This is a genomic window from Ochrobactrum sp. CGA5, from assembly GCF_006345815.1.
In the GTDB taxonomy this organism is placed as follows: domain Bacteria; phylum Pseudomonadota; class Alphaproteobacteria; order Rhizobiales; family Rhizobiaceae; genus Brucella.
Genome location: NZ_VCIG01000008.1, coordinates 29,032 through 54,498 on the forward strand (window position 1 = coordinate 29,032; position 25,467 = coordinate 54,498).

The following is a 25,467-nucleotide window of genomic DNA, read 5'->3' on the forward strand; positions in this document are numbered from 1 at the left end:
CGCAATTATGCTGCGAGTTCCGCAAAGACCATGAATGGTGAACAATTGTCGTTTGCGAATTGCCTCTTGCGGATCATATGCGCAACTTCGATACCCGCGATTGTCGCTGCGGCTGAATGAAATGCCTTGAACCCCAACATCTGATTGGTAATCCGCTTGATGAAACGATGGTCCTGTTCAAGAATATTGTTGAGATATTTGATCTGCCGGATTTCAATCATCTTGCTGTAACCTGTGATTTTAAGGATTGTATTTACAGCTTGTGCTCCCGCCAGATTGGCGCCGCTTTTATCAATGACAATCTTGTCTGGAACACCGTTGGCTGCGATGGCTTTCTTGAAGAAACGTCGTGCAGAACCGAGATTTCGGCGTTCGGAGAGCATGAAATCAAGCGTTTGTCCGTCACGATCAACGGCCCGGTACAAATATGTCCATTTGCCTTTGACCTTTAGATAGGTTTCGTCAACACGCCATGAGCCAAGCGTTCGACGCTTACGTCTCTGTGCCTGATCTGCAATCTGTGGCGCGTAACGGACAACCCAGCGGTTCAATGTTGCATGGTCAACGTTCACGCCACGTTCGGCCATGATTTCTTGAAGGTCACGATAGGAAACGGAATAAGGAACAAAGAAGAACACCGCATAAAGGATGACATTTTTGGGGAAATGAGACCCTTTGAAATCGATCGCCATACCCAGTCACCTCGCCCAATTATGCGCACCGAAGCGACAATAACGCAGCAGAAGTGAAAAATTCGCGACAGAACCCAAGGGAATCCTTATCGCGGTTCCGCGTACAACGGACGTGCTCTAGAACCCCCAAGTTCAAAGGCCGCAAAGGACAGTCGCCGGGTGCGACTGTCCTAAAGTGAAGGGTTACGGGGCTCCGTTGGTCTTCACAGAAAGCTATCAAGAATCGGCGTCCACTCGCCATTCTGATTGTCGAACTGCGGAATATGCGCGAGGTTATGAAGTAGCTTCACATCTTCGCCCAGTGTGGCCTGCCAGTCCTTGGCTTCGGTGAGGATGACGCCGATGCCGACGACCTCGCCACCTGCCTTGCGCACCAACTCGACTGATCCCTTGAGACTTGAACCCGATGCCACGACGTCGTCCACCACGACCACGCGTTTTCCCTCGAGAAGCGGGATTGCCTGACGATCGAGAAGCAAACGCTGCTCGCCCTTGGAGGTGATGGAGGAAATCGTCTGCACCAGTGCATCGCCGAGATGGATTTTCGGCGACTTCTGCAACACGACATAATCGTCAAGACCAAGCGCGCGCGACACTTCAATCGCTACCGGAATGCCGAGCGTTGCAGCACCGACGATCACATCGGGCCTCAGCGGCGCCAGCTTTTCGGCCAGCGCTTTGCCCACATGTTCTCCGAAGCGAACACCGAGATCAATGACCATCATCAGGGAAATGGCGAAGTTCGGATTGATCGGCACAATCGGCAGATCGACCTTGCGGCCTGCCACATCGACGGTCCAGACCTGTCCATTGCCGGAAAGTTTCGTGCTGTCTTCAGTCATCGTTTTATGTCCTTGGTATTCAGCCGTGATTCAACCAGCAGGCCCACGTTGCGCCATGTGGTGCGCTTGCGCTTGGTGTCGAAGCCATAAATGGCGAGCGAAAGCGAAATGGCATGCGCCATGCGGATTGCCTGCACCAGAAGCGGAACACCGCGCGCCAGCGCAAAACGCAGGCGCATCGGGAAGGAGACGTCATCGATTTCCATGCCGCGGGCGCGCTGCGCATCCGCGATACGTTCGAAATCCTCGCGCAGCATTGGGATGATGCCAAAGGTCAGCGACAGTACTAGCGTTACCATAGGCGGCAGACGCGCAGCGCTTGCCGCTGCCAGAATGGTGTTGATTGCCACTGAGAACTGACCCAGCGTTTCCACCGAGAATTGACCCGCCTGTTAGGTATGTTTCGGGTCTGCGGTCGTGGTCAAGTTCCTCGTTTTCTCCTTTGTCGTTTTAGTGTCGTGCGCAGAGCTGTTCTTGAAGCGGAAGCTGTCGTTTCCGGTTTCAAGGATGTGGCAATGATGGGTAAGCCGATCGAGCAATGCCGTGGTCATCTTGGCATCACCGAAGACGCTGGCCCATTCGCTGAAGCTGAGGTTCGTCGTGATGATGACGCTGGTTCGCTCGTTGCTGAGCAGGTGGAAGAGCATCGCACCGCCTGACGCGCTGAACGGCAGGTATCCAAGCTCATCAAGGATCACGAGATCAGAGTGGACAAGGCGATTGGCGATCTGCCCAGACCGTCCTTGCGCCTTTTCCTGTTCCAGCGCGTTGACCAGCTCGACCGTTGAGAAGAACCGGACCCGTTTGTGGTGATGCTCGATGGCCTGAACACCTATCGCGGTAGCAATGTGTGTCTTGCCCGTGCCGGGGCCACCGACCAGAACGATGTTGTTTGCGTCGTCCAGGAAGTCGCAGCGATGAAGCTGCTGCACGAGCGCCTCGTTGATCTCGCTGCTGGCGAAGTCGAAGCCATTCAGATCACGATAGGCAGGGAAGCGTGCCGTCTTGAGCTGGTAGGCAGTCGAGCGAACTTCACGTTCCGCGGTCTCTGCTTTCAAAAGCTGCGACAGGATCGGAATGGCAGCCTGGAACGCCGGCGATCCTTGCTCGGTTAGTTCGCCGACGGCTTGTGCCATTCCGTGCATCTTCAGTTGCCGCAGCATGATGACGATCGCACCGCTTGCTGGATTATGACGCATGGCGGGCCTCCGTCTTTCTCAGGGCATCGTATCGTTCAACATTGGCCTTGGGCTCGTTGACGAGCGTCAGGGCTTGTGGCGCATCGATGGTCGGCGGCGTGAAGGATTTGCCGTCGACAAGGCGATGCAGCAGGTTCAGAACATGCGTCTTGGTCGGAACACCGGACTTCAACGCCATGTCGACCGCCGACAGGACGGCCTGTTCATCGTGTTGAAGGACGAGCGCCAGGATATCGACCATCTCCCGGTCGCCGCCCGGCTTCTTGAGCAAGTATTGCTGCAAGGCCCGGAATGCATCGGGAAGTTCGACGAATGGTGCACCGTTGCGAAGCGCACCTGGCTTGCGCTGCACTACCGCCAAGTAGTGCCGCCAGTCGTAGATCGTCTGTCCTGGCCTGTCGTGGGAGCGATCAATGACGCGACGATGCTCGCAAATGATCTGTCCTTCTGCGGCGGCCACAACACGGTCTGGGTAAACCCTTAGGCTCACCGGCCGATTGGCGAAGGACGCCGGGACGCTATAGCGATTGCGCTCCAGATGCACGAGGCAGGTCGGAGAGACACGCTTGGTGTATTCGACAAACCCATCGAACGGCCGGGTAATGGGCATGAGCGCGGGAGCTTCTTCCGCCCAAATGTCAGCAATGGTGCCACGCATCTGACCGTGCGGGGTCTGTGCCCAGAACTCCTTGCAGCGTTGCTCGAGCCAGTCGTTCAGGGCTTCCAGCGATGGAAAGCGCGGAACGGGCTGAAAGAACCGATGACGCGCATCCTGAACATTCTTCTCGACTTGTCCCTTCTCCCAGCCTGAAGCCGGATTGCAAAACTCAGGCTCGAACAGGTAGTGGCTAGCCATCGCCTGGAAGCGCACGTTGACGTCACGCTCTTTCCCGCGGCCAACCTTGTCGATCGCGGTGCGCATGTTGTCGTAAATGCCGCGTCCCGGAATGCCGCCGAATACGCGAAATGCATGATTGTGGGCATCAAACAGCATCTCATGCGTCTGTAGCAGATAGGCCCGAACGATGAAGGCTCGGCTGTAGCTCAGCTTCGTGTGCGCCACCTGCAGCTTAGTGCGTTCATTGCCGATGATCGCCCAGTCCTCCGACCAGTCGAACTGGAAGGCTTCTCCGGGATCGAACGCCAGAGGTACATATGTCCCGCGGCCCGTCGTCTGCAACTCTCTCTGGCGATCATCACGCCATTCCCGGGCAAATGCCGCAACCCGATTGTAGGAGCCCTCGTAGCCAAGGCTCATCAGGTCAGCATGCAATTGCTTCATCGTCCGCTTCTGTTTGCGGTTCTTCTTGGATTCCGTCTTCAGCCAGGCAGACAACCGATCAGCAAAAGGATCGAGCTTGCTCGGCCGCTCCGGGACCTTGAACTTCGGCTCCACACCGTCCAGGCGCAGGTATTTGCGAATGGTATTCCGGGATAAGCCGGTCCTGCGGCAAATCTCCCGGATCGATAAATGGTCTCGAAAATGCCAGCGTCGGATCACGCTCAATAACGCCATGTCGATCACTCCATAGCCCTCGCTGAAAACATGCAAGGGAAGGTTGGAACATGGGTCAATTCTCAATGGAAATATCAGGCCACGCTGGGTCAGTTCTCAGTGGCAATCAACAATCCGATCTACAACCTAAATTATTTCCCCCGAAACCAATTCAATGCCGCCGATCATCGTGAGTTACGACAAGCCGCCACTGACATGTGGCGCGAAATCACGTGCCTGAAATCCGCATGACAGATGCGCCAAAGAATACGTTACGTCTGCACTCTCGTGAAAGTAACAGTGCCCGGGCGCAAACAGGAGCCCCCCGACCATCGCGAGCGCCATGAGGAGATTGGTCTCCGGTCCGACGATCGCTGTCACCGCGATCCAGGCGATCGCGGCCATGAGCCCGAGCAGCAGCGCCGATTGCACGAAATTGAGCAGGCGGTCGCTGGCGGAGGCCGCGGTCATCGCGTCTTTTAGCCTCCGAGTTCGCGCCGGTCCTGATCGCGTACCAGCCAGTGGACAGCGCCGAGCGCAAGCGCCGCGCCCGCGAGTGCGGCAATCTTGGATGATTCCGTCTCGCCGAGGTCCAGGATGATGAACTTGCGCGCGATGGCGAGGAGCGCGATCAGCACGATCGTGCGGACCTGGAGGATCCCGAAGCTGCGTTCGGTCGCAACAAGAAGGGAGCGCTTGAACTCGAGCGCGATCACCACGGTGAAGATCATGCCGAACACCACCTGGAAGGTGGCGTAATCGAGAGGGTCGAATGCCCCCAGAACCAAGCGGTTCACGACTTCGCGCATCAGCGCCCAGACCGACGCCACGACGATCGCCGCAATGATGACGCTGAGGACGAGGATGACAACTTGCTCGAACTTCTCGTAGAGCGTCATCGCCGACCATTGTTCACGGGTCAGCCCAGATCGTTGCAAGTCTTTCATGATTGCCTCTCGAAAGCCGCCCTGGAGAGACAAGCTCCCCGGGGCTTTGCCAGACGGTGCGATATCGCACGGAGCGGAGGGGACGCCGCAAACCGGCGACACCCCATGTGGCATATCAGCCGTTCTTGACCTCGATGCGCTTGACCTTGGCCTGCGCCTCGGGAGTCTGGGGCAGCTTGATCGTCAGAACCCCGTTCTTGAAGGATGCTTGCGCCTTTTCGCCATCCACACCGGGGGGGAGCGGAATTGTCCGGTAGATCGCGCCGTAGCTGCGCTCGGAGAGATAGTATCCCGTCTTCTTCTCCTGGCGCTCGATCTTCTTCTCCCCCTTCACAGTCAACATGTCATCGTTGACCGTTACCTCGATGTCTTTCATCTCCATGCCCGGCAGCTCGATCGACACTTCGATCGCGTCGTCGGTCTCGACCATGTCGGATTTGGCTTCGCCGCTGCCCCAGGGCCATTCGAAATGACCGACCCTATTCCAGAAATTCTCGAACACGTGGTTCATTTCGCGCTGAAGCGTTGCGATCGGGTTGTCTTCGCTGCTTTTGGCGTCTGGCGCGCCGTCCTTGCGCGCCCAGGGAATGAGGTCTTTAATCTGCATGACATGGTCTCCTTAGGTTTTCAGGCGCCCTTGACGGCGATCCTTTTCGGCTGCGCTTCAGGGGCTCGGGGGAGCGTCAGGGTGAGGACACCTCCACGCATCTCGGCTTCGATCCTGTCGGGGTCGAAGTCCTCGGAAAGCGTGAAGGTACGCTCGAAATCGCCCTCGCCATATTCGGCATAGGCAAGTTCCAGGTTTTCTGGCCGCATCGGCTCAACCTTGCCGCGGATCGTCAGCACGCGGTTTTCGAGTGTGATTTCGACCGCATCGGCGGCGACCCCAGGCATTTCGGCCATCATGGAGACACCCTCATCGGTCTCTACGATATCGGTCAGCCGGCGGTAGATGCGCCCGCCACCGATGGTCTCGGCGTGTCGGTCGGCGTCTTTTCGGTGGCTTGCGTGATGTCGGCGCTCATCTTTCCAGCTCCTCTCAGGCTGCCTTGATCTCGATTTTCTTTGGCTTTTCTGCCGCGGCCCGGGAGATGACGATCCGCAATACACCGTTCGTCATCTTCGCCTCGACCTTGTCATCCGAGGCCGCGAATGGCAGGCGGATAGCGCGGGAAAACTTGCCATAACCGCGTTCGTTGCGGTGCCAGCGCGCACCTTCGAGAACCTGGGGCGCCTTGCTTTCGCCCGACAGCGTCAGGACGTTGTCCTTGACCGCAATCTCGATATCGCCCGGCTCAATGCCAGGGAGTTCGGTAGTAACGGCGACGACTTCCGCACCCTGCCAGACATTCACTGCCGGGAATGCCGCGCGAAACGGCGACGGCCAGAAACCTCGGTCGAGATCGCGCATCATGGAACGCATCAGCGCAAAGGGATCGCTGCGGCGCAGATATGTCACATAGGGCATTGCTGGCCTCCTGTTGCTGATCGACACCCCGAACCGACATCAAGATAGGCGGCTCCAATTATTATGCAAGCATGTATGCTGTTTGTATTGCATTTTGGGTGGACCGGAGCCTATCCTGATTCTCATTGAGACGGAGAAAAGATACCCATGTCTTCTTCTGATCTTACCCTGTTCGGGACGACGATCCACCGGGTCGCGCAGCTCATCCAGCAGCGGATCGACAACGAGATGGGCGACAGCGGCCTGACCCGGTTGTCTTGGATGGCGGCGGCATCGTCCGGGTTGACCATCGGCGATCTGGCCGGCCGGCTGGAGGTGGGCCGGGCCACTCCGGGCCAGCTCGTCGATCGCATGGTACCGGGCGGTTGGGTAGAGCGGTGGGCATCACCCGACGACCGAAGGCTGCAGATCGTCACGGCAACGCCAAAGGCCAGCGCGATGCTGGAGGAACTCGCACCGCGGCAATCGGCGCTCCAACATGAAATCCTGCAGGATCTGTCGGCGGACGAAAGGCGCATCCTGCTGGCGCTGCTCGAGCGGATCAAGTCGCGGCTTGGGCGCTAGGGAAAGCGGTATGGAAAAGAAGACCGAATACAACATCTGGTACTGGGTGGCGGCTTTCATAGCCGTGATCTTCATCCAGGATCTGATCGCCGGCTGGCGATCCGTGGCTCCCATCAGCTACAGCCAATTCGAAACTTATCTCGAGGACGGCAGGGTCGCGTCCGTCGCGGTCGGCGCGGACACCATCACCGGCACCTTCACCGACCCCGTCGACGGCAAGAGCCAGTTCGTCACCACGGTCGTGGATCCCGCGATCCTGCAGCGGATCGACCGCTCCGGCGTCGAGATCACGGGCGTTCCTCAGAACACCTTTCTCGGCACGCTGATTTCCTGGGTGGCGCCAGCGCTTGTCTTCTTCGGAATCTGGATGCTGCTGTTCCGTAAGTTCGCCGCCAAACAGGGTTTCGGCGGGTTCATGCAGGTCGGCCGCAGCAAGGCCAAGGTTTACATGGAAAAAGAAACCGGCGTCAGCTTCGCCGACGTGGCCGGTGTGGACGAGGCCAAGGCCGAGCTCGAGGAGGTCGTAGAGTTCCTCAGGAACCCCGCCGAATACGGAAAGCTGGGCGCACATATCCCCAAAGGCATATTGCTTGTCGGGCCGCCGGGCACCGGCAAGACGCTTCTAGCGCGCGCAGTGGCAGGCGAGGCCGGCGTGACCTTCTTTTCGATCTCGGGCTCCGAGTTCGTCGAGATGTTCGTGGGCGTCGGTGCCGCGCGGGTGCGCGACCTCTTCGAGCAGGCTCGGAAATCCGCGCCGGCGATCATCTTCATCGACGAACTCGACGCTCTCGGGCGGGCGCGCTCCTCCGGCCAGATCGCTGGCGGCCACGATGAGCGTGAGCAGACGCTGAACCAGCTTCTGACCGAGCTCGACGGCTTCGACCCTTCGGTGGGCATCGTGCTCCTGGCCGCCACCAACCGACCAGAGATCCTCGACCCCGCGCTGCTGCGTGCGGGACGCTTCGACCGGCAGGTGCTGGTGGATCGGCCGGATAAGAAGGGACGTGTGCAGATTCTCGGCGTTCACATGAAAAAGGTGAAGCTCGCCCCGGACGTCGATGCCGAGAAGGTCGCAGCGCTTACTCCCGGCTTTTCCGGGGCGGACCTCGCCAATCTCGTCAACGAGGCAGCATTGCTCGCCACGCGCCGCAAGGCTGATGCGGTGACGATGGACGACTTCAACAATGCCGTCGAGCGCATCATCGCAGGGTTGGAAAAGAAGAACCGCGTGCTCAATCCGCGCGAACGCGAGATCGTGGCGCACCACGAGATGGGGCACGCGCTGGTCGCGATGGCTCTGCCGGGGGTGGATCCGGTGCACAAGGTCTCGATCATACCGCGCGGCATCGGCGCGCTCGGCTACACCATCCAGCGGCCGACCGAGGACCGCTTCCTGATGACCCGCGACGAGCTGGAGAACAAGATCGCCGTGCTGCTGGGCGGGCGCGCGGCCGAGAAGATCGTCTACGACCACCTCTCGACCGGGGCGGCGGACGATCTGGTCAAGGCCACCGATATCGCCCGCGCCATGGTCGCGCGGTACGGGATGGACGAAGACCTCGGGCATGTCAGCTACGACACCGATCGGCCCGGCTTTCTCGGCACCGGTGACCAGTCGTCGTGGCTGAACCGCCGCTACGGCGAGGCCACTGCCGAGCGGATGGACGCGAAGGTGCGCGACATCGTGGATGGCGTGTTCAAGCGCACCCTCTCGCTTCTCGAAGCCAACCGGGCGCTGCTCGAGCAATCGGCGCAGGATCTCCTGCAACGGGAGACACTGGACGAGCCCGATCTGGTGGCAATTGGGGCCAAGGTGAAAAGAACGGAAGCGGTCGCTGCGTGACACCGTCACTGACGCAGATGATCGGCGGACAACCCTGACTGGATAAAGAAACGGAGAGGAAAAATGGCAAACGGAGCTTGCGATATTTGCGGTCGCCCGGCGACGGCGCGCGTGCGCGCCTCGGTGAACGGCAAAGTTCAGAACATGGAGCTGTGCGATCAGCACTACCGCGAAATGGTGCGCCGGTCGGGCCGCAGCGCATCGCCGCTGGAGTCCCTGTTCGGACGACATTCCCTTTTTGACGAATTCTTCGGCGATAGCGGGTTCGGCAGCCTGTTCAGCGACAGCCCGCTGCGGGGTGGCGCACTGGGCGCCACGGGCGCGGGTGAAGACGACGTCGTGGATGCCACCTTCGGGGAGGAAGCGCCGCGCCGCGGATCGCGGCGCGGCGGCGGACGCACCATCGCCGATCGGCTGAGCGAACAGGGCAACAAACTATTGCAGGATGCCGCACAGAAGGCTGGAGAATTCGGGCGCAGCGAGGTCGATACCGAACATCTGCTTCTGGCACTGACCTCGTCCGACGTCGTCAAAACGATCCTGGAACAGTTCAAGGTCGATGTGGACGACCTGCGGCGCCAGGTTGAGAAGGAAGCGAAGCGTGGAGAGGCCAGGACGGAGGGCGAAATCGGCGTCAGTCCTCGCCTGAAGGACGCGCTGAACCGGGCCTTCATCGCCTCGAACGAACTCGGCCATTCCTATGTCGGTCCCGAGCACCTGCTGATCGGCCTTGCCGAGGAAGGTGAAGGCCTGGCCGCGTCGATCCTGCGCAAATACGGATTGACGCCGCAGGCGCTGCGCCAGCAGGTGACCAAGGTCGTGGGCAAGGGTGCCGAGGAGGGCCGCGTGGAGGCGCCTTCCAGCACGCCCGATCTCGACCAGTTCAGCCGTGACCTGACGAAGCTCGCCCGCGAGGGCAAGCTCGACCCCGTCATCGGCCGCGCCCGCGAGATCGAGACGACGATCGAAGTGCTCGCCCGCCGGAAAAAGAACAACCCGGTGCTGATCGGCGAGCCCGGCGTGGGCAAGACCGCCATCGTCGAGGGACTTGCACAACGGATCGTCGCGGGCGAAGTGCCCGAGGCGCTGCGCGACAAGCGGCTGGTCGAGCTCAACATCAACTCGATGGTGGCCGGGTCGAAGTATCGCGGCGAGTTCGAGGAGCGAGTCCAGAAGATCCTCAAGGAGATCACCGAGGAGAAGGACAGCCTGATCCTGTTCATCGACGAGATCCACACCATCGTCGGCGCCGGCCAGGGCGGTGGCGAAGGTGGTCTCGACATCGCCAACACCTTCAAGCCGGCGCTGGCGCGGGGCGAGCTGAACCTGATCGGTGCGACGACGCTCAACGAGTACCAGAAATACATCGAGAAGGACGCGGCGCTCGAGCGACGGTTCCAGCCGGTTTATGTCGAGGAACCCACGGTAGCTCAGGTCATCATGATCCTGCGCGGCCTGCGCGACACGCTGGAGGCGCACCACAAGGTGACGATCACCGACGAGGCCATCGTCGCGGCGGCCGAGCTTTCTGATCGCTACATCACTGGCCGCTTCATGCCCGACAAGGCGATCGACCTGATCGATCAGGCAGCCGCTCGGGTGAAGATCAGCGCCACGGCGCGCCCTGTGGACGTCCAGGAGCTGGAGGCCGAAGCCGCGCAGATCAAGCGCGAGCAGGACTATGCCGCAGCCCGCAAGCAATTCGACCGGGCAGCGGAACTGAAGAAGGAACTCGAGCAGAAGCAGAAGGAGCTTGACGAGCTTCTGGAGATCTGGAAGCGCGACCAGGCTTCGGCGACCGCCGAGGTGCGCGCCGATCATGTCGCGCAGATCGTCTCCAAGATCACCGGTGTTCCGGTCACGGAGCTGACCGCCGAGGAGAAGGACAAGCTCCTCAAGCTCGAGGAGAAGCTGCACGAGCGCGTCATCGGCCAGGAAGAAGCGATCCGCGCCGTGGCCGATGCGGTGCGCCTTGCGCGTGCGGGTCTGCGCGAAGGTTCCGGTCCGACCGCGACCTTCCTGTTCCTCGGACCGACCGGGGTTGGCAAGACGGAACTGGCCAAGACGCTCGCCGAGGTGATCTTCGGCGATCAGGACGCGATGATCCGTATCGACATGTCGGAATATGGAGAGCGTCACGCGGTGGCACGGCTCGTCGGCGCGCCTCCGGGCTACGTCGGCTATGACGAGGGGGGGCAGCTGACCGAAAAGGTCCGCCGCCGGCCCTATTCGGTGGTGCTGCTCGACGAGATTGAGAAGGCACACCCGGATGTCTACAACATCCTGTTGCAGGTATTCGACGACGGCCGCCTGACCGACGGCAAGGGCCGCGTGGTGGACTTCACCAACACCATCATCATCGCAACCTCGAACCTCGGTTCGGACATCATCCAGCGCAACCTCACGAAACGCGGCAGCAGGGAGTTCGACGAGGCCAAGCAGAAATCCGAACTGATGGAGGTGTTGCGCGGTCATTTCCGGCCAGAGTTCATCAATCGGATCGACGAGATCATCGTCTTTCATTCGCTGAACCAGTCGGAGATCCGCCAGATCGTCGAGTTGCAGCTCAACCGGGTGAAGCGGACCGCCCTTACTCAGGGTGTCGAACTCGAATTCGATGTGAGCGTCGTGGATCACTTCGGCTCGGTCGGCTTCCGTCCCGAATTCGGCGCCCGCGAGCTGCGCCGGCTGATCCGGTCGGAGTTGGAGACCGAGTTGGCTCGCGAAATGCTCTCGGGGCGGATCGAGGATGGGGACAAGGTCCGCGTCGCTTGGTCAGCGGACGAACAGAAGGTCGTGTTCGAAAAGATCGCAAAGCAAACCGGTGACGACAGCCCGGACGATCAGGCCGAGGCCGGGATCGACGAGTCCAGCGAAGTTGCCGAAAACAAGGCGGACGCTCCGACGCCCGATGTCCCGGTCGACGCCAAGGATAAGGAGCAGTCTAAGGACGATAAGTCTACCGGGTGACGTCGTGAAGGACTGGCCGGCGCGACGACGGTCGCGCCGGGCCATTTCGTCGGAGGGTTACAGGAAGGATCCACGGCATGAAAGTCATCAGAGCATTTCGCAATCTTGACCGGCACGGGCAACAGCGCGCGCCTGAAGTTATCGAGGAAGAGGTGCGACAACTTGAACCGCATCTTGTACGTTTCCGCGACGGGCTGGTCAGGCTTGAGATCGTTGCCTCGCAGACGAACGGGAAGAAGCGCATCCACGTCAGCTTGCGCCTGCAACTGCCCTCAGGGGTGATCGCGGCGCAGGAAGATGGATTCGAGATCGAACCTGTTCTACGCAAGGCTTTCGCCGATCTACGCCGCCGTGTCGATCGCAAGGTCGCGCTCCTGAAAGGCGAGCCGCAGTGGAAGCGCCCCGCACGTCGCGCCCGGATCAAAGCGCTGCTGCCGCCCGCACGGGACAGAGCCGAGGCCGAACGGCGCACGCTCTATTTTGGCCTTATCGAAAATAATCTCGATGCGGTCTACGACACCGTGAGGCGCGAGCTGATCTATTTGGAAGCCAACGGGTCGGTTCGCGAAGGCCTTCTCAATGTCGGCGATCTGGTTGATACGACGATTCTGAAAGGCCTCGAGCGGTTCGAGCAGCGGCCCGCAAAGTTTTCGACCGGCGACTGGCTGACGCGGCTGGCCTTCGAGACCATCGACGCTTCAGCACGGGAGGCCAGCCATGCTCTGCCCGACAGCGCCGCCTCTCTCGACGCCGCGCCCGAGGCCCCGGCGCAAGATCCGACTGAGGCCGACCAGGAGATGTTCGAGTTTTATCAGCCCGATGATGTCCCACGTCTGGAAGACCTTGTGGCCGACAGCTCCGCCGCCGATCCTGAGGCCGAAGCGGCGCGGCGCGAAGAGGCACTGGCGCTACACCGGGCCATCGCGGCGCTGCCGTCGCTCTGGCGCAGGGTGCTGCTGCGGCTCGAACTGGAGAAAGACACGGCGGAACACATCTCCCACATCCTCGGCATTCCGGAAGAAGACGTCCGACGTGTTGCCGAATCTGCACGCGCGCAAATTCGTGAGAAGATGCATGCGTCCGGATACCCGGCTGACATCGCCGGGACGGTCAGAGAGCCGTCGCGCATTCCGCAGCCGCTCCAGCACCGGGATCGGATCGAGAGGGGTCTCCTGGGCGACGTGAAGGGAGAAGCGTCATGACGCGCGGACATAATCGTCCTCCCCTGCAACCGAAGATGCCGGGGATCGACATGAGGTCCTGGGACGTGCCGACGGTTATCATCAACCGGCCGGCGCGCTCGGTAGTGAGTGTAGAAAATGCCGTCGCAACTCGGCTCGAGAAAACTTCTCAAATTTCAAGGAGGAACAGAAGAAATGAACACTGACGCGAAACGAAGTGTGCATGGCCGCGCGGATTTTCTTTGCAGCCTCTCCGAGAACTGGTGGGCATTCGTGCTGCGCGGCGTTCTCGCGCTTTTGATTGCAGTGCTGGCATTCATCATGCCGGCAGAGTCGCTCCTTGCTTTGACGCTCGTCTTCGGCGCATTCTCTTTTGCCGACGGTGTGTTCGGACTAATTGCCGCCGTACGGCACCTCCGCAAGGGCGAACGTTGGGGCTGGCTGATGTTCAGCGGCATCCTTGGAATTGCGACCGGTGTCGTTGTGGTGGTCTCGCCCTTCGTCGCCACACTGGTACTGGCCACCTTCCTCTGGGCGAGCATCGCTTTCTGGTCAGCGTTCTCCGGTATCTTCGAAATCGTCGCTGCGATCCGACTGCGCAAGGAAATCAAAGGCGAAATCTGGCTCATTCTCAGCGGTCTTCTCTCCGTTGCCCTGAGCGTAGCGGTAATCTGGCTGTTGCTCAGCCGCCCGGTCGAGACCTTTCTTGCGCTTGGTTGGCTTCTCGGTTTCTACGCTGCCTTCTTCGGCGTGACGATGGTGTTGCTCGGCCTCCGGCTTCGCAAGGCTCGTAGATCCGATGGCCCCATCTCCGGTGACATGATGAACAAACCCAGTGAAGCGTGAGCGTGGCGACCGAACACGACCGATCCGTTGGCGACGAAGACGATGATCTCACTCGTTGGGATGAAACGATCTTCGAGCGATGTTTGCGCGTCGGCTTCAATCCCTTCGGGTCCGGGCCGACGCCTGTTTTCTTGCGGCACATGCCAATAGAAGTGACGGCGGCGCACAATCTCCCGAATCAACCTACGGGAGATTGCAGAGATGAATGATGGCAGTCCCTCTAACATCAGCAAACAATTTGTACATAGGCGTTCAATGTATAGAGCTCACGACCTGGCTTATATGCTTTTCTCCATCGCCCTTGTGGGAGCAGGATATCTCGCTTTTCGCGAGATGTTCGTCGAGAGCGAACCTGTACCGTTCGCCCGGGAAGTAGTGCTGGTGTTTCTCGGAGCAGTTGCGACAATCTATCTGACAGCTGTTTTGCTCAACAGGCAAACTGAGCTGGAGCTCCGCAAGGAAGGACAGGTCATCATCCTGCAGCAGAAAAATGATATTTACATGGCCTGCATCGAGACGGTCGCCCAGATCGTGGAAGTCGCTCTGCACAACGACGACCTGATCAATGAATTGCGCGTCCTCAGCCACAAGTTGGCAGTATTGGGTAGTGCTGACGTCATCGCCTCTTTCGAGAATGTCCTTGACACCCTCATTTCGGGTCTGCGGGACGGAAAACTGAATTCAGAAGACGGATCAAATATCATGAAAGCTGTCGCAGAAATGACCTCTGCTATGCGCAGAGATATTCTCGAAGAGATTGCTGCCGGGAACGTGCGTACAACGCGCGAAGCCATTCTTCGAAACTCGAACCGTATGCAACATCTCGACCGGATTGAACCCGGTGGTTCCGAAAGGGAACTACATCAGAAGGAGAACACCAATGCGCGGACATAATCGGCCTCCGTTTCTACCGAAGGTGCCGGGGACCAACATGTGGTCGTGGGACGTTCCCACGGCCATTATCTACCGGCCGGCGCGCTCTGTGATGACCTCCGCACCCCGGCCGAACCACTGGATCCTCGAGTTTGAACCATCACGGCCGCTTCGGATTGAACCGCTGATGGGCTATACGTCCAGCGACGATCCCTATCGCCCGATACGGCTTCGATTTCCTGATCGGCAAAGCGCGATCGCCTTTGCAGAGCATAACGATTGGACCTACATTGTTCGCGAAGAGGCGCCGGGACGTGCGCAAAATAGTCGCTGGCGGGGGGCCGAGAAACATAAGCTCTATAAAGGCGCTGACGCACCGGGGGCGTTTCGTATCGACGCTCGGCAGAGGCCGGGAAGGTCGGGCCACAGCCTGAAACCCGCAGTGGAACGAGACGGCGCAGTGGACCTCGCCGCACCCGAGCACACAGAGCTCGATCCCGTGCTCGAAGCGAGCCTCGAGTCCTTCCCCGCATCCGATCCGCCGGCATGGACAGGTGTTACCGTGGCGGCGAAGAAACCGTGACTCGAACTTTAAACTGAAGCAGGCACGGAGCACTTGTTTCCCTATCTCGACACCGTCGCGCGGAGATATCCTCCCGTCATCGTCTGGGCACTCTTAGGGGTGAACGTCCTCGCGTTCCTCTACCAGATCAGCCTGCCCCAGCGCCTGCTGGATCGGTTCCTGTTCGAGTTCGCGCTTGTGCCATCGCGCTTCTTCGGGCAGCTCAGTCTTGTCGCCCCCTCTGATTGGACTCCCTTCCTGACGAATATGTTCCTGCACGGGGGGTGGCTGCACCTCATCCTCAACATGTGGACACTCTGGATTTTCGGTCCCGCGGTCGAGGACCGTCTCGGCCCCGGGCGGTTCATCCTGTTCTACCTGTTCTGTGGCGTGGCGGCCGGGCTGGCCCATGCGCTCGCCAATCCCGACTCGGCCGTGCCCGCGCTCGGTGCATCCGGCGCAATCGCTGGCGTGATCGGGTGTTACGCGCGGATGTTCCCGGCGGCCCGGCTGGTCGTGATGGTGCCCATCGTGTTCATACCGTTGTTCTTCGAAGTGCGGGCAATCGCGTTCGCCCTAATCTGGTTCTTCATGCAGCTCGTACCGGGCTTCTTCTCATTGGGTGTCCAGGCATCGGGCGGGATCGCCTGGTGGGCGCATATCGGCGGCTTCGTCGCCGGCTGGCTCATCACGCCACTGTTGCGCAGGCCGAGCGCAGCCTATCGCCAGTACTATCGGGACGAAGGCGTCTACGGCTTCCTGCCGGATGGACGCCGGAAAGGAGAACAAGGTCCATGGACGTGATGCAAGTCTTCTGGCTTTTCTTCATCGTGTCGGCGCTACAGCCCGTGCTGCAGCGGCGGTATCTCGAAGCGATGCGCACGCGAAAGATCGCGCAGATCGAGAAGAAGCGCGGCAGCCGCGTCATTCTGCTGATCCATCGCCAAGAGACCATGAACCTCTTGGGCTTTCCCCTCATGCGCTACATCGACGTCAACAACTCGGAGGAGGTCCTGCGCGCCATCCAGATGACCGGCGACGAGGTTCCTCTCGACATCGTGCTCCATACGCCTGGCGGCCTCGTGCTGGCGGCGACCCAGATCGCCCAAGCGATCCAGGGGCACAAGGGCAAGGTGACGGTCTTCGTGCCGCATTATGCAATGTCAGGCGGGACCCTGATCGCCATTGCGGCCGACGAGATCGTGATGTGTCGCCATTCTGTGCTCGGCCCGATCGACCCCCAGCTCGGCGGCATGCCGGCGGCTTCAATCATCAAGGTTGCCGAGGAGAAGCCGATCGCCGAGGTCGATGACCAGACGCTGGTCATGGCCGACATCGGCCGCAAGGCGATCACCCAGGTTCAGACCATGGCTTTGCAGCTGCTCGCGGAAAACACGGACCAGGACCGCGCCCGGTCGCTGGCCGAAAAGCTTGCGACCGGAACCTGGACCCACGATTACCCCATCTTCGCCGAAGAGGCGCAGAGCATGGGACTGCCGGTGAGCACCGACATGCCCAACGAGATCCTGGAGCTCATGACGCTCTATCCGCAGCCCCTGCGGCGCCAGGGTGGCGGCGTCGAATACCTTCCAAAGCCACGACAGAGGGAAACACGCAGACAATAGCTCCTATGACTGCGGGGCAGAAAGAAGCGCCGCGTCATTCAGGACGGCAATTCAATTGGAGAAAAGCGATGCCGACACTTACATGCCCGCAGTGCAACACCACCAACCGTGTGCCCGAAGAGCGCCTGACCGACGATCCAAAGTGCGGCCGCTGTGGGGCTCAGCTCTTCCAGGGAAAGCCGGTCATCCTCACTACATCCAATTTCGACCGTCACGCCAGCGCCGAACTGCCATTGCTCGTTGATTTCTGGGCAGAATGGTGCGGGCCATGCAAGATGATGGCGCCCCAGTTCGAAGCCGCCGCACGTTCACTGGAGCCGCATGTCCGCCTCGGCAAGCTCGATACGGAGGCGGAACAACAGATTGCGGGTCGGTACGGAATCCGCAGCATTCCCACCATGATCCTGTTCAAGGCTGGCCGCGAGGTTGGCAGAACCAGCGGCGCAACGACGGCTTCGCAAATAGCGGCCTGGGTGCGCTCTCAGTCACGAGGCTGATTGTCGACCTTGGCCATCGCTTGCAGAAAAGTGGAAAGTAATCGATTTGCACGGCACGACCGGCTTTCTTGAAAGTGGCGCTCTTCTTGTTGTCGCAGCATTTGTGCTCGTGACGATCTGCGCACGCTTTGGCATTCCAAGCCTTGTGGGCTACATTCTCACGGGGCTATTGATCGGATCGTCGAGTTTCGGTCTGATTTCAGAGAGCGCCGCCCTGACCGCCATCGGGGAACTTGGGGTGATTCTGTTGTTGTTTGCGCTCGGCTTGGAGTTCTCCTTCGAGAAACTCGCGTCTCTCAAGCGTCACGTTTTCGGTCTCGGCCTGGGGCAGGTTGCCGTCACGACGATCCTCGTTTCCGCGGTGACAATCTATCTGTTCGGGCTTGACATCATCCCCGCGATCCTCGTCGGCGGAGCCGTCGCGATGTCATCCACCGCGCTATGCCTCAAGGTGTTGGCGAGCGTGAACGCCCTTGGATCGCTGCAGGGGCGCATGGCGATCGCCGTACTTCTGTTTCAGGATGTTGCCGCAGTGGCATTCCTGTTGTTGCACGATGCATCGAACGGCGCCGCCGAAGGATTCGGAGCGATTACCGTAATTCTTGGAGCCGTGGCGCTGGTCGCTCTTCTCTTCATCGCGCGGGGACCTTTGCAGGTGATCGCCAAGTGGATTGCAGCCTCTGGCGACCCAGAGCTTGCACAGCTTCTCGCGCTCGCGATCGCACTCGGCTCTGCTATCGCCGCAGCATCCGCCGGGCTCTCTCCGGCGCTCGCTGCCTTCGCCGCCGGGATGGTGATAGGGGAAGGCGATGCGCGTCATGCCGTCGAAAATGAAATCCGGCCTTTTCGCGATCTCTTCGTCGGCATCTTCTTCATCGGCATTGGGGCGCAACTTCCGCTCGGGATCTTGGCGTCATCATGGCCCGCTGTGTTGACCTGGCTCGCGATCCTCTTCTTCGGCAAGGTGCTGATCTTTCTCACTGTCGCTCGCGGGTTTGGCGAACCACTTCCGGCGGCTGCGCGAACCGGTATCATCCTGGCTCACGGAGGCGAATTCAGCCTCATGCTGCTTTCGGTCTCGATGGCCTCAGGCCTCCTTCCCGCAAGCTTCGGCGGTCCCTTGTTCATCGCCATCGGCATAAGCATGTTGTGCGGGAGTGTTCTGGTCCGGCGGGCCGGACGAGATGCTCAGTCGAACCTGCAGTGAAGTTGGAATGCGCCAGCGTTCGCGCATGGCTATTGCTGCATTGACGGCGGTCATTGGCGCCTGATGCGCAAGTCGTCACAGTGAGATTACCTTTGGCTGTCGGAAATGAGCGCCTTGAGCACATGCAATTGGCACAACTGGCTCCTGATCGAACAGTCCTCAAGCACATGATTCAATAGGAGCTGGATCGTGCGCATTTTGACTGATGAAGAGACGACAGGCCTGGTCGGATATCCAGAGGATGGCGTGTATGTCCGCCATGGCAGAGCATAGCGGCGACAATCCGCGGCTGTTAGGTGGCGAATATTGTGAAGGTGGCCTTTCTGGAGCGGCTCTGAAGGCCGCGGCTTTGCCGCGCTATTATCCGGAGACAGTGCAGCTCGTCGTCGCTATCGTCAAAAACGGGCGTTTGATGACGCTTTGGGATTACAGGACTGGTGATGCGCGAGACCTGTCGCCGGCGACGCGAGCGATGTTTGAGCGGATTGGCGATCTGGAAGAGGAGGTTCGGCTTCTGAAATCCAATCAGGATTATTACCGCCAATGCCTGATCGCTCTAAAGAAACAGCATCCAGATTGCCAGGATTCCATCAACGACGTCTTCTTGTCGATTCCTTATCCGGAGACTGGAAAATGAGCGACGATAAGTACCATCCTTACCCCCAAACCGGACCGAATTTCCTGGCTGTGGCGAAGCCACAGAGCGGAAAAACGGCATCCGTTATCGTTCAAATGAAGAGGAGCGGAAAATGAGCTCTCCACTGAAAACGGCTTTAGTTATCGGCTTCCTCATGTTCCTGTTGCAATTCGTCGTGGGCGCAATTGTAGGGCGTTTCTTCCTCGGCCTGCTCATCGCCACTGGCGGGGCGTTATGGCTCGGATATCAAGTTTATCAAACTGAAAAGTCGTATCGTTCATGGTGATTGGCGTGGATGGATGCGAAATGAGACTTGCGGTTTACGAATGGACTTTAGCAAACCGATCAATTATTATATAACAATATCAATAACTTAGTTCCATAATGCGTATTATGCGATTTTTGTATATAACAGCAATATACAGATGCGACAGATGGGCAAGATAGAGATGCGACATTTTTAGGTCGCGTGCTCTGTTCAGATCGAACGAGGAAAGGAAGACTGGCTCTCTATTGATGTGTATCAGTTTAGAGAGTTGCCATGTCTTGTTTGATTACTATGTCGCAGAGAGAACTCAATCGATTGGAAGTCATTCAGAAGATACGGGATCGCCGCCTGACCGTTATACAGGCCACCGCATTGCTCGATCTCAGCCGCAGCCAGATTCATCGTCTTTTACAGGCTTACGACAAGCTTGGGCATTCGGGTCTGATGTCGGGACGACGCGGACGCCCGAGCAATCGTCGTTACAGCGAGGATTTCCGGAATGCGGTGCTTGATTTGATCCGGGCTTATTATCGGGATTTTGGGCCGACACTGGCCTGTGAGAAGCTTGTCGAACGCCACCAGCTTTCGGTCAGCAAGGAGACGCTGCGGCAATGGATGACGGTGGCGGGTTTGTGGACGTCACGGCGCGAACGCAAGCGACAACTGCATCAGCCGCGCGGTCGGCGTGATTGCTTTGGTGAACTGGTACAGATCGATGGTTCGCATCATTGGTGGTTTGAGGAGCGGGGTCCCAAATGCGCCCTCCTCGTTTATATTGACGATGCCACGGGCAAACTCCTGCATTTGCGCTTCGCTGGATCAGAGAACACGTTTGATTATTTTCATGCGACGAAGGCCTACCTGCAGCAATGGGGCAAGCCGCTGGCCTTTTACAGTGACAAGCATGGTGTGTTTCGCACGACCCATGGTTCGCAGCAGGATCGCACGAGCGGTCTGACCCAGTTTGGCCGGGCGCTTTATGAACTCAACATCGACATTATCTGTGCCAATACCCCGCAGGCCAAAGGCCGTGTCGAGCGGGCAAACAGAACTTTGCAGGATCGTTTGGTCAAGGAATTGCGACTGCGCGGCATTGATACGATCGAAGCAGGCAATGCTTATGCGCCGGAATATATTGCAGACTTCAATGCCCGTTTTGGCAAGGATCCGCGCAATCCCAAAGATATGCACCGACCGCTGGCCGCACATGAGAACATCGATGGTGCGATGTGCCGGAAGGAAGTGCGGACACTGTCGCAAACACTGACGCTGCGTTACGACAAGGTGCTGTTCATCCTGGAGCCGACGGAGCTTGCAACGCGGCTGGCTCGACAAAAGTTGATTGTCTGCGACTATCCCGATGGTCGTCTGGAGATCATGCATGGTACGGACACCCTGCCCTATACAACGTTCGACAAGCTTCGTTCTGTTCACCGGTCGCCTGTTGTCGAGAACAAGCGACTGGATGACATGCTTTCGATTGTGGCCGAGATGCAGGCGGGCCGGGAATTGCAACGCAGCAAGAGCGGTCCCCGTCGCACAGGTCAGAAGAACCATCTGTTTGGCGTGCCTGATGGCAGTGTCGGGAACGGGTATCAGAAGCGTGAGCGCAAATCGCGCACCGCTTACATGAACGATCCTGACGTTATTGCGCGCCGGGAAAAAGCGTTGGCTCGGTTGGCTGCGACCGAGTGAAATGGCGAGATCGACGACATTTAGCACTCTCAAAGCTAAAGCCGAAGGGCACCTATCGACCCGCCCCCATTCCTCGCCTGCAACTCTGACCAGCCTCTCGGAATGGGGGCTGAACGTCAGCACCTGTCGCATCCCTATCTTGCTGGAGATGGCGCATCCCTAACTTGCCAAAACATAGTATGTAGCCGGGTACATTCTATTTTAAACTGCAACATGCCAATGAATTCATGTGGTTAGCCATGGAGGAAATTGGATGTCGAATTGCTATTCACAGATCACTTTGCGTGAACGTCGCCGTCTTTTCGAACTTAAACAGCTCAAAGTCCCGCTCGGCGATATAGCGCGGCTGATGGGTCGTCATCGCTCGACGATCTATCGCGAGATTAAGCGCAACAGCTTTCGGGACACGGAGATACCAGACTATAATGGCTATCATAGCGTTGTTGCCGACAACATCAGTAAGGAACGCAGAACGCGGTTGCGCAAGCTCAGACGTTACCCAGAACTGCGCAAGTTTGTCATTGAACAATTGGAAGCCCATTGGTCGCCGGAACAGATTTGCGGCCGACTGATTAGCCATGGCCTGAGCGCGATACGTCTGTGTGCAGAAACCATCTATCGCTTCATCTATTCAAAGGAAGAATACGCGCTGAAACTGTATGAACATCTGGCCGAGATGCGAACAAAACGCTGCCCACGCGGCACCAGACGATCGCGCAGTTCCCGCATCCCAGAAGCGTTTCGCATTCATCAACGCCCTGATTTTATTGGCAGTCGTCTGCAATTCGGGAATTGGGAAGGCGACTTGATTATCTTTGAACGAGACCTTGGAGAAGACAATGTCATGACGCTTGTCGAACGCAAAAGTCGTTATTGCGTCATCATCAAAAACAACACCCGGCACTCAAAGCCGATCATGAACAAAATCATTCAGACCTTTGCTGCACTGCCTTATCACGCACGCCGCAGTTTTACCTTTGATCGTGGTTCCGAGTTCATGGGGTATAGGGCTTTGGAGGATGGTATGGGGGCCAGAAGCTGGTTTTGTGATCCAAACTCGCCTTGGCAAAAAGGTGCTATTGAGAACATCAACAAGCGCATCCGACGTTACTTACCCAGCAACACTGACCTGACGCAGGTCAACCAGGCGCAGTTGACTGCCCTCGCCCATGATCTCAACGCAACCCCGCGCAAGTGTCTTGGATTCAAGACACCCGCTGAAGTGTTCGCCTCCCTTTTGCAGGAAGCAGCATAATCAGATAGCCTAATCAACGGCATGATGCACTTGGGATAGCTTCTCCAGCGGCATTGATACAATCGAAGCAGCAAATGCTTATGTCACTGGCAACTATAACTTTTTTTCTTTTATGATAATTGTATCAAGTTCTGTTTAGAGACTGCCGGTTCATTTAATACGCCCGAATTGCGGAGGCTGTCGGATGGGCGACCATTCAGTTTTCACTTGGTCACTGCTGTGGGAGGCTGCCAATTGGTTAGTTATCTGACGCCAATAGAGTTGCGATACAGGATATATGACGCAACCATGAAGATTATCGCGGCGAAAATGCGATTCAGAACGTTCCTGTAGGCGCTTAATTGCGTGGCGAGCATCATTCCAATTACCCCTCCTAATACGCCACCTCCGATAAATTCTGCAGCAAGCCACCAATCCACCAGCCCGGAACTCGCATAGTTCAAAGCCGTGGCCAGTCCGAATGCGCCCACCGAGAGAAGGGACGTGCCGATTGCATTGATCATCGGCATACCTGTTGCCAACATCAGACCGGGCACGATCAGGAAACCGCCGCCGATACCAAAGAATCCGGATGCCGTACCTGAAACAAGAGCTACAGCTGCTGTTACGAGGCACATTCTTAAATCGATCGGGCGGCGTTCGACGTCCAGTCTCTTATTAGGCTTCAACATGAACAGCCCGACGACGATCATCAGAAGGCCGAACAAATGGATGAGACGATCACCGTCTAAAGCTTTTCCAAGACTGGAACCGATGAGTGCCCCTATAACGCCCAGTGCGGAGAAGACGACACCACAACGCCACCAGACGTGCCCCTTCAAAGCATGGCTCGTAAAGTTCGCGAACGCGTTGAATGAAACAGCAAGCGCACCCGTACCGATGGCGACATGGGGCTGGCTCACACCGACGACATACAGGAGCAACGGTGTAGCCAGGATGGAGCCGCCGCCGCCAAGTAACCCCAGCATAAAGCCAACAACACCTCCTGACCCAACCGCCGCAAGGATGGAATTACTCAGCACCATAAGTTCCTAATTTTCACGCGCTGTCAGCGCTGGTTTTCCGTTCTCCACGCAGAAGATGTCGTAAAGTGCAGCGACCAGTTGCGCCGCTTTGTCTTCGGTGAGCCGATAATATATCTGCTTTCCTTCCCGACGCGTCTCAACCACTGCGGAACTGCGCAGCACCGTTAAATGCTGCGATAGATGCGGTTGATGAACATCGACTTTTTCTTCAAGCTCTCCCACGGAATATTCGCTTTCCACCAAGCTGCAGACGATCATCAGACGGGCTGGATGGGACAATGTTTTTAGTAAGTCTGCCACTTCGCCCGCCCGCAAGGACAGTTCTGCCGAAGATTGGCCAGCTTTCATCATTGCCGTTATGTCCCTTGTCATCCCCATACAGCTCCGTCCAATGCATCCAGAGGAAACTTCAGGTAGCGTTTGCCGTTGGCTTCCGGTTCAGGCAGTCGCCCGCCGCGTATGTTTACCTGTAGCGCATGCAGGATGAGCTTTGGCATTGGCAGCGTATTGTCTCGCCTGGTTCGTAAGGTAACGAAGGCCTCTTCCGTCACGCCAGCAAGGTGCGGGTTGAGCTTTTTCTGGTCCGCCACAGTGCTTTCCCAGCGTGGCGCACGGCCGCGCGGCTGATAATCATGCCCGGTGAATATCCGCGTCTCGTCAGGAAGTTCAAGAATGCCCTGGATTGACTTCCACAAGGCTCGCGCATCGCCACCGGGAAAATCGGCCCGTGCCGTACCGCTGTCGGGCATAAAAATTGTGTCGTGGACAAATGCCGCATCGCCGATCACGTAAGTGATTGAAGCGAGCGTATGTCCCGGCGAGAACATAACTCTGGCATCGATAGAACCAACCTTAAACGCCTCACCATCGGCAAAGAGCCGATCCCATTGCGAGCCATCTGTAGCTAGTTCGGGCCAGTTGTAGATTTCCTTCCACAGCTTCTGGACGTCGATTACATGCTCGCCTATCGCCGTCTTTGCGCCCGTTTTCTCCTTGAGATACTGAGCTGCGGAAAAGTGGTCGGCGTGTGGATGAGTGTCGAGAATCCATTCGACCGTCAGGCCACTATTGCGGACGTAATCGAGAATTGCGTCTGCATTGATCGTCGCTGTGGCCCCCGACTTTTCATCAAAGTCGAGAACGGGATCTACAATGGCGCAAATACCGGTCGTCGGATCGGACACCACGTACTGAACACTGGAGGTTCGCCTATCGAAAAAGCCTTTTACCTGCGGGCGACGGTCAGCGAACCGTTGAAGCCACGATGCTGCGACACTGGTATCAAAGCCGAGCTGATGTCCGAATGGTACGACGTCTTCAACAGACATGCGTCCGTCCAACACCTCACCGATCAGATGAAGGCTGAGCGAACGCGTACCTGTTTTGCAATGCGCAAGCACGGGGCCATCGGAGTTTCTGACCGCCGCCTGAAACGCACGCACATCAGCTTCAGTGATCGTATTCATTGTGACCGGAATATACGCATAAGAGAGATCGGATTGGTGGGCTGCATCGCATTCAGCCTGGTTTCCAGGCTGGTCTGCGCTTTCATTATCGGGACGGTTGTTGATCAGCGTTTTGAAGCCGCTTCGATCGAGTACACTGAGTTCTTGCGCGTTTGGCTGCGAAGATACCGACAGCTTCTCAGATACTTTGGTGATGGGCATCTTTGCCTCCGACGTTAACATTATATAATATACTATAATGTATAATGTTAAACTTTTCAAGCCTCCCTCGAACAGGCAGATCCTCAAAACCTGCGCATAAACTCTAACG

The 25,467-nt window shown here is 58.1% G+C and carries 28 protein-coding genes; 15 read left to right on the forward strand and 13 right to left on the reverse strand.

Features of this window, described 5'->3' with window-relative positions; genetic code table 11:
- Window positions 1–5: 5 nt before the first annotated feature.
- The 10 genes from FJQ48_RS09380 to FJQ48_RS09425 form a co-directional block, all read right to left on the reverse strand.
- Window positions 6–692: an IS6 family transposase gene (locus tag FJQ48_RS09380; protein WP_100649057.1), complete on the reverse strand. Its 687-nt coding sequence runs from the start codon at window positions 690–692 to the stop codon at window positions 6–8.
- Window positions 693–895: 203 nt separating this feature from the next.
- On the reverse strand, window positions 896–1,534 hold the full coding sequence (locus FJQ48_RS09385) for a phosphoribosyltransferase family protein (RefSeq protein WP_100649058.1): 639 nt from the start codon (window positions 1,532–1,534) through the stop codon (window positions 896–898).
- A complete protein-coding gene (locus FJQ48_RS09390) occupies window positions 1,531–1,908 on the reverse strand; it encodes an energy-coupling factor transporter transmembrane component T (RefSeq protein WP_247870338.1) in 378 nt (125 codons plus the stop codon). Before FJQ48_RS09390 ends, FJQ48_RS09385 begins: the two co-directional genes overlap by 4 nt.
- A gap of 18 nt (window positions 1,909–1,926) precedes the next feature.
- On the reverse strand, window positions 1,927–2,733 hold the full coding sequence (gene istB, locus FJQ48_RS09395; RefSeq protein ID WP_100649059.1) for an IS21-like element helper ATPase IstB: 807 nt from the start codon (window positions 2,731–2,733) through the stop codon (window positions 1,927–1,929).
- Window positions 2,723–4,249 carry an IS21 family transposase gene (gene istA / locus FJQ48_RS09400; RefSeq protein ID WP_100649079.1) on the reverse strand — a complete coding sequence of 509 codons (1,527 nt, stop codon included), beginning with the start codon at window positions 4,247–4,249 and terminating at the stop codon, window positions 2,723–2,725. Before istA ends, istB begins: the two co-directional genes overlap by 11 nt.
- Before the next feature lie 174 nt (window positions 4,250–4,423).
- Window positions 4,424–4,699 (reverse strand): hypothetical protein, encoded by a 276-nt coding sequence (locus tag FJQ48_RS22340; protein ID WP_157808497.1) that lies wholly within the window; start codon window positions 4,697–4,699, stop codon window positions 4,424–4,426.
- An 8-nt stretch (window positions 4,700–4,707) separates the two neighbouring features.
- Window positions 4,708–5,175 carry a phosphate-starvation-inducible PsiE family protein gene (locus FJQ48_RS09410; RefSeq protein WP_121986533.1) on the reverse strand — a complete coding sequence of 156 codons (468 nt, stop codon included), beginning with the start codon at window positions 5,173–5,175 and terminating at the stop codon, window positions 4,708–4,710.
- Window positions 5,176–5,290: 115 nt separating this feature from the next.
- Window positions 5,291–5,782, reverse strand: coding sequence for an Hsp20/alpha crystallin family protein (locus tag FJQ48_RS09415; RefSeq protein ID WP_100649062.1), 492 nt, complete (start codon window positions 5,780–5,782; stop codon window positions 5,291–5,293).
- Window positions 5,783–5,802: 20 nt separating this feature from the next.
- Window positions 5,803–6,069, reverse strand: a complete 267-nt coding sequence (locus tag FJQ48_RS09420) for an Hsp20/alpha crystallin family protein (RefSeq protein WP_247870339.1) — start codon at window positions 6,067–6,069, stop codon at window positions 5,803–5,805.
- 145 nt (window positions 6,070–6,214) lie between these two features.
- On the reverse strand, window positions 6,215–6,643 hold the full coding sequence (locus FJQ48_RS09425) for an Hsp20/alpha crystallin family protein (RefSeq protein ID WP_100649063.1): 429 nt from the start codon (window positions 6,641–6,643) through the stop codon (window positions 6,215–6,217).
- A 147-nt stretch (window positions 6,644–6,790) separates the two neighbouring features.
- On the opposite strand from FJQ48_RS09425, the gene FJQ48_RS09430 reads away from it, so the two are divergent.
- From FJQ48_RS09430 to FJQ48_RS09500, 15 genes are all read left to right on the forward strand, one after another.
- Window positions 6,791–7,207, forward strand: a complete 417-nt coding sequence (locus FJQ48_RS09430) for a MarR family transcriptional regulator (RefSeq protein WP_100649064.1) — start codon at window positions 6,791–6,793, stop codon at window positions 7,205–7,207.
- A gap of 10 nt (window positions 7,208–7,217) precedes the next feature.
- Window positions 7,218–9,050, forward strand: a complete 1,833-nt coding sequence (gene ftsH, locus FJQ48_RS09435) for an ATP-dependent zinc metalloprotease FtsH (protein WP_100649065.1) — start codon at window positions 7,218–7,220, stop codon at window positions 9,048–9,050.
- A 63-nt stretch (window positions 9,051–9,113) separates the two neighbouring features.
- Window positions 9,114–12,020 (forward strand): AAA family ATPase, encoded by a 2,907-nt coding sequence (locus FJQ48_RS09440; RefSeq protein WP_100649066.1) that lies wholly within the window; start codon window positions 9,114–9,116, stop codon window positions 12,018–12,020.
- Between the two features lie 77 nt (window positions 12,021–12,097).
- Window positions 12,098–13,222, forward strand: coding sequence for a sigma-70 family RNA polymerase sigma factor (locus tag FJQ48_RS09445; protein ID WP_100649067.1), 1,125 nt, complete (start codon window positions 12,098–12,100; stop codon window positions 13,220–13,222).
- Window positions 13,223–13,396: 174 nt separating this feature from the next.
- Complete coding sequence (locus FJQ48_RS09450; protein ID WP_100649068.1) at window positions 13,397–14,047, forward strand: HdeD family acid-resistance protein; 651 nt, start codon at window positions 13,397–13,399, stop codon at window positions 14,045–14,047.
- 201 nt (window positions 14,048–14,248) lie between these two features.
- On the forward strand, window positions 14,249–14,941 hold the full coding sequence (locus FJQ48_RS09460; protein ID WP_247870340.1) for a hypothetical protein: 693 nt from the start codon (window positions 14,249–14,251) through the stop codon (window positions 14,939–14,941).
- Window positions 14,928–15,503 (forward strand): NADH dehydrogenase ubiquinone Fe-S protein 4, encoded by a 576-nt coding sequence (locus FJQ48_RS09465; RefSeq protein WP_100649071.1) that lies wholly within the window; start codon window positions 14,928–14,930, stop codon window positions 15,501–15,503. The genes FJQ48_RS09460 and FJQ48_RS09465 overlap by 14 nt, the downstream gene beginning before the upstream one ends.
- Before the next feature lie 33 nt (window positions 15,504–15,536).
- Window positions 15,537–16,286, forward strand: a complete 750-nt coding sequence (locus FJQ48_RS09470; protein ID WP_100649072.1) for a rhomboid family intramembrane serine protease — start codon at window positions 15,537–15,539, stop codon at window positions 16,284–16,286.
- Window positions 16,277–17,107, forward strand: coding sequence for an ATP-dependent Clp protease proteolytic subunit (locus tag FJQ48_RS09475; RefSeq protein ID WP_139974902.1), 831 nt, complete (start codon window positions 16,277–16,279; stop codon window positions 17,105–17,107). Before FJQ48_RS09470 ends, FJQ48_RS09475 begins: the two co-directional genes overlap by 10 nt.
- A 68-nt stretch (window positions 17,108–17,175) precedes the next feature.
- A complete protein-coding gene (trxC, locus tag FJQ48_RS09480; protein WP_100651547.1) occupies window positions 17,176–17,604 on the forward strand; it encodes a thioredoxin TrxC in 429 nt (142 codons plus the stop codon).
- Window positions 17,605–17,650: 46 nt separating this feature from the next.
- On the forward strand, window positions 17,651–18,811 hold the full coding sequence (locus tag FJQ48_RS09485; protein ID WP_100651549.1) for a cation:proton antiporter: 1,161 nt from the start codon (window positions 17,651–17,653) through the stop codon (window positions 18,809–18,811).
- A gap of 250 nt (window positions 18,812–19,061) precedes the next feature.
- Window positions 19,062–19,448 carry a hypothetical protein gene (locus FJQ48_RS09490; protein ID WP_100651551.1) on the forward strand — a complete coding sequence of 129 codons (387 nt, stop codon included), beginning with the start codon at window positions 19,062–19,064 and terminating at the stop codon, window positions 19,446–19,448.
- Window positions 19,449–19,560: 112 nt separating this feature from the next.
- Complete coding sequence (locus tag FJQ48_RS22345; protein WP_157808408.1) at window positions 19,561–19,734, forward strand: hypothetical protein; 174 nt, start codon at window positions 19,561–19,563, stop codon at window positions 19,732–19,734.
- A gap of 255 nt (window positions 19,735–19,989) precedes the next feature.
- Window positions 19,990–21,411, forward strand: coding sequence for an ISNCY family transposase (locus FJQ48_RS09495; RefSeq protein ID WP_100651553.1), 1,422 nt, complete (start codon window positions 19,990–19,992; stop codon window positions 21,409–21,411).
- Window positions 21,412–21,664: 253 nt separating this feature from the next.
- The gene (locus FJQ48_RS09500; protein ID WP_100651555.1) at window positions 21,665–22,666 is read left to right on the forward strand and encodes an IS30 family transposase; all 1,002 of its coding nucleotides are present in this window, start codon (window positions 21,665–21,667) and stop codon (window positions 22,664–22,666) included.
- Window positions 22,667–22,908: 242 nt separating this feature from the next.
- Here the strand turns inward: FJQ48_RS09500 and FJQ48_RS09505 are convergent, their stop codons facing one another.
- The 3 genes from FJQ48_RS09505 to blh are packed head-to-tail and all read right to left on the reverse strand — an operon-like array spanning window position 22,909 to window position 25,358.
- Window positions 22,909–23,691, reverse strand: a complete 783-nt coding sequence (locus tag FJQ48_RS09505) for a sulfite exporter TauE/SafE family protein (protein WP_100651557.1) — start codon at window positions 23,689–23,691, stop codon at window positions 22,909–22,911.
- Between the two features lie 6 nt (window positions 23,692–23,697).
- Complete coding sequence (gene bigR / locus FJQ48_RS09510) at window positions 23,698–24,069, reverse strand: sulfite-sensing transcriptional repressor BigR (RefSeq protein ID WP_100651559.1); 372 nt, start codon at window positions 24,067–24,069, stop codon at window positions 23,698–23,700.
- Entirely contained in the window at window positions 24,060–25,358 is a 1,299-nt protein-coding gene (gene blh / locus FJQ48_RS09515; RefSeq protein ID WP_100651610.1) for a bifunctional sulfur transferase/dioxygenase Blh, read from the reverse strand. The genes bigR and blh overlap by 10 nt, the downstream gene beginning before the upstream one ends.
- Window positions 25,359–25,467 lie beyond the last annotated feature (109 nt).

Bases quoted from the DNA above. Each gene is read 5' to 3' on its own strand.
- FJQ48_RS09380 (WP_100649057.1), bottom strand. From the start codon at position 692: ATGGCGATCGATTTCAAAGGGTCTCATTTCCCCAAAAATGTCATCCTT.
- FJQ48_RS09385 (WP_100649058.1), bottom strand. From the start codon at position 1,534: ATGACTGAAGACAGCACGAAACTTTCCGGCAATGGACAGGTCTGGACC.
- istB (WP_100649059.1), bottom strand. From the start codon at position 2,733: ATGCGTCATAATCCAGCAAGCGGTGCGATCGTCATCATGCTGCGGCAA.
- istA (WP_100649079.1), bottom strand. From the start codon at position 4,249: ATGGCGTTATTGAGCGTGATCCGACGCTGGCATTTTCGAGACCATTTA.
- FJQ48_RS22340 (WP_157808497.1), bottom strand. From the start codon at position 4,699: ATGACCGCGGCCTCCGCCAGCGACCGCCTGCTCAATTTCGTGCAATCG.
- FJQ48_RS09410 (WP_121986533.1), bottom strand. From the start codon at position 5,175: ATGAAAGACTTGCAACGATCTGGGCTGACCCGTGAACAATGGTCGGCG.
- FJQ48_RS09415 (WP_100649062.1), bottom strand. From the start codon at position 5,782: ATGCAGATTAAAGACCTCATTCCCTGGGCGCGCAAGGACGGCGCGCCA.
- FJQ48_RS09420 (WP_247870339.1), bottom strand. From the start codon at position 6,069: ATGCCTGGGGTCGCCGCCGATGCGGTCGAAATCACACTCGAAAACCGC.
- FJQ48_RS09425 (WP_100649063.1), bottom strand. From the start codon at position 6,643: ATGCCCTATGTGACATATCTGCGCCGCAGCGATCCCTTTGCGCTGATG.
- FJQ48_RS09430 (WP_100649064.1), top strand. From the start codon at position 6,791: ATGTCTTCTTCTGATCTTACCCTGTTCGGGACGACGATCCACCGGGTC.
- ftsH (WP_100649065.1), top strand. From the start codon at position 7,218: ATGGAAAAGAAGACCGAATACAACATCTGGTACTGGGTGGCGGCTTTC.
- FJQ48_RS09440 (WP_100649066.1), top strand. From the start codon at position 9,114: ATGGCAAACGGAGCTTGCGATATTTGCGGTCGCCCGGCGACGGCGCGC.
- FJQ48_RS09445 (WP_100649067.1), top strand. From the start codon at position 12,098: ATGAAAGTCATCAGAGCATTTCGCAATCTTGACCGGCACGGGCAACAG.
- FJQ48_RS09450 (WP_100649068.1), top strand. From the start codon at position 13,397: ATGAACACTGACGCGAAACGAAGTGTGCATGGCCGCGCGGATTTTCTT.
- FJQ48_RS09460 (WP_247870340.1), top strand. From the start codon at position 14,249: ATGAATGATGGCAGTCCCTCTAACATCAGCAAACAATTTGTACATAGG.
- FJQ48_RS09465 (WP_100649071.1), top strand. From the start codon at position 14,928: ATGCGCGGACATAATCGGCCTCCGTTTCTACCGAAGGTGCCGGGGACC.
- FJQ48_RS09475 (WP_139974902.1), top strand. From the start codon at position 16,277: ATGGACGTGATGCAAGTCTTCTGGCTTTTCTTCATCGTGTCGGCGCTA.
- trxC (WP_100651547.1), top strand. From the start codon at position 17,176: ATGCCGACACTTACATGCCCGCAGTGCAACACCACCAACCGTGTGCCC.
- FJQ48_RS09490 (WP_100651551.1), top strand. From the start codon at position 19,062: ATGTCCGCCATGGCAGAGCATAGCGGCGACAATCCGCGGCTGTTAGGT.
- FJQ48_RS22345 (WP_157808408.1), top strand. From the start codon at position 19,561: ATGAGCTCTCCACTGAAAACGGCTTTAGTTATCGGCTTCCTCATGTTC.
- FJQ48_RS09495 (WP_100651553.1), top strand. From the start codon at position 19,990: ATGTCTTGTTTGATTACTATGTCGCAGAGAGAACTCAATCGATTGGAA.
- FJQ48_RS09500 (WP_100651555.1), top strand. From the start codon at position 21,665: ATGTCGAATTGCTATTCACAGATCACTTTGCGTGAACGTCGCCGTCTT.
- FJQ48_RS09505 (WP_100651557.1), bottom strand. From the start codon at position 23,691: ATGGTGCTGAGTAATTCCATCCTTGCGGCGGTTGGGTCAGGAGGTGTT.
- bigR (WP_100651559.1), bottom strand. From the start codon at position 24,069: ATGGGGATGACAAGGGACATAACGGCAATGATGAAAGCTGGCCAATCT.
- blh (WP_100651610.1), bottom strand. From the start codon at position 25,358: ATGCCCATCACCAAAGTATCTGAGAAGCTGTCGGTATCTTCGCAGCCA.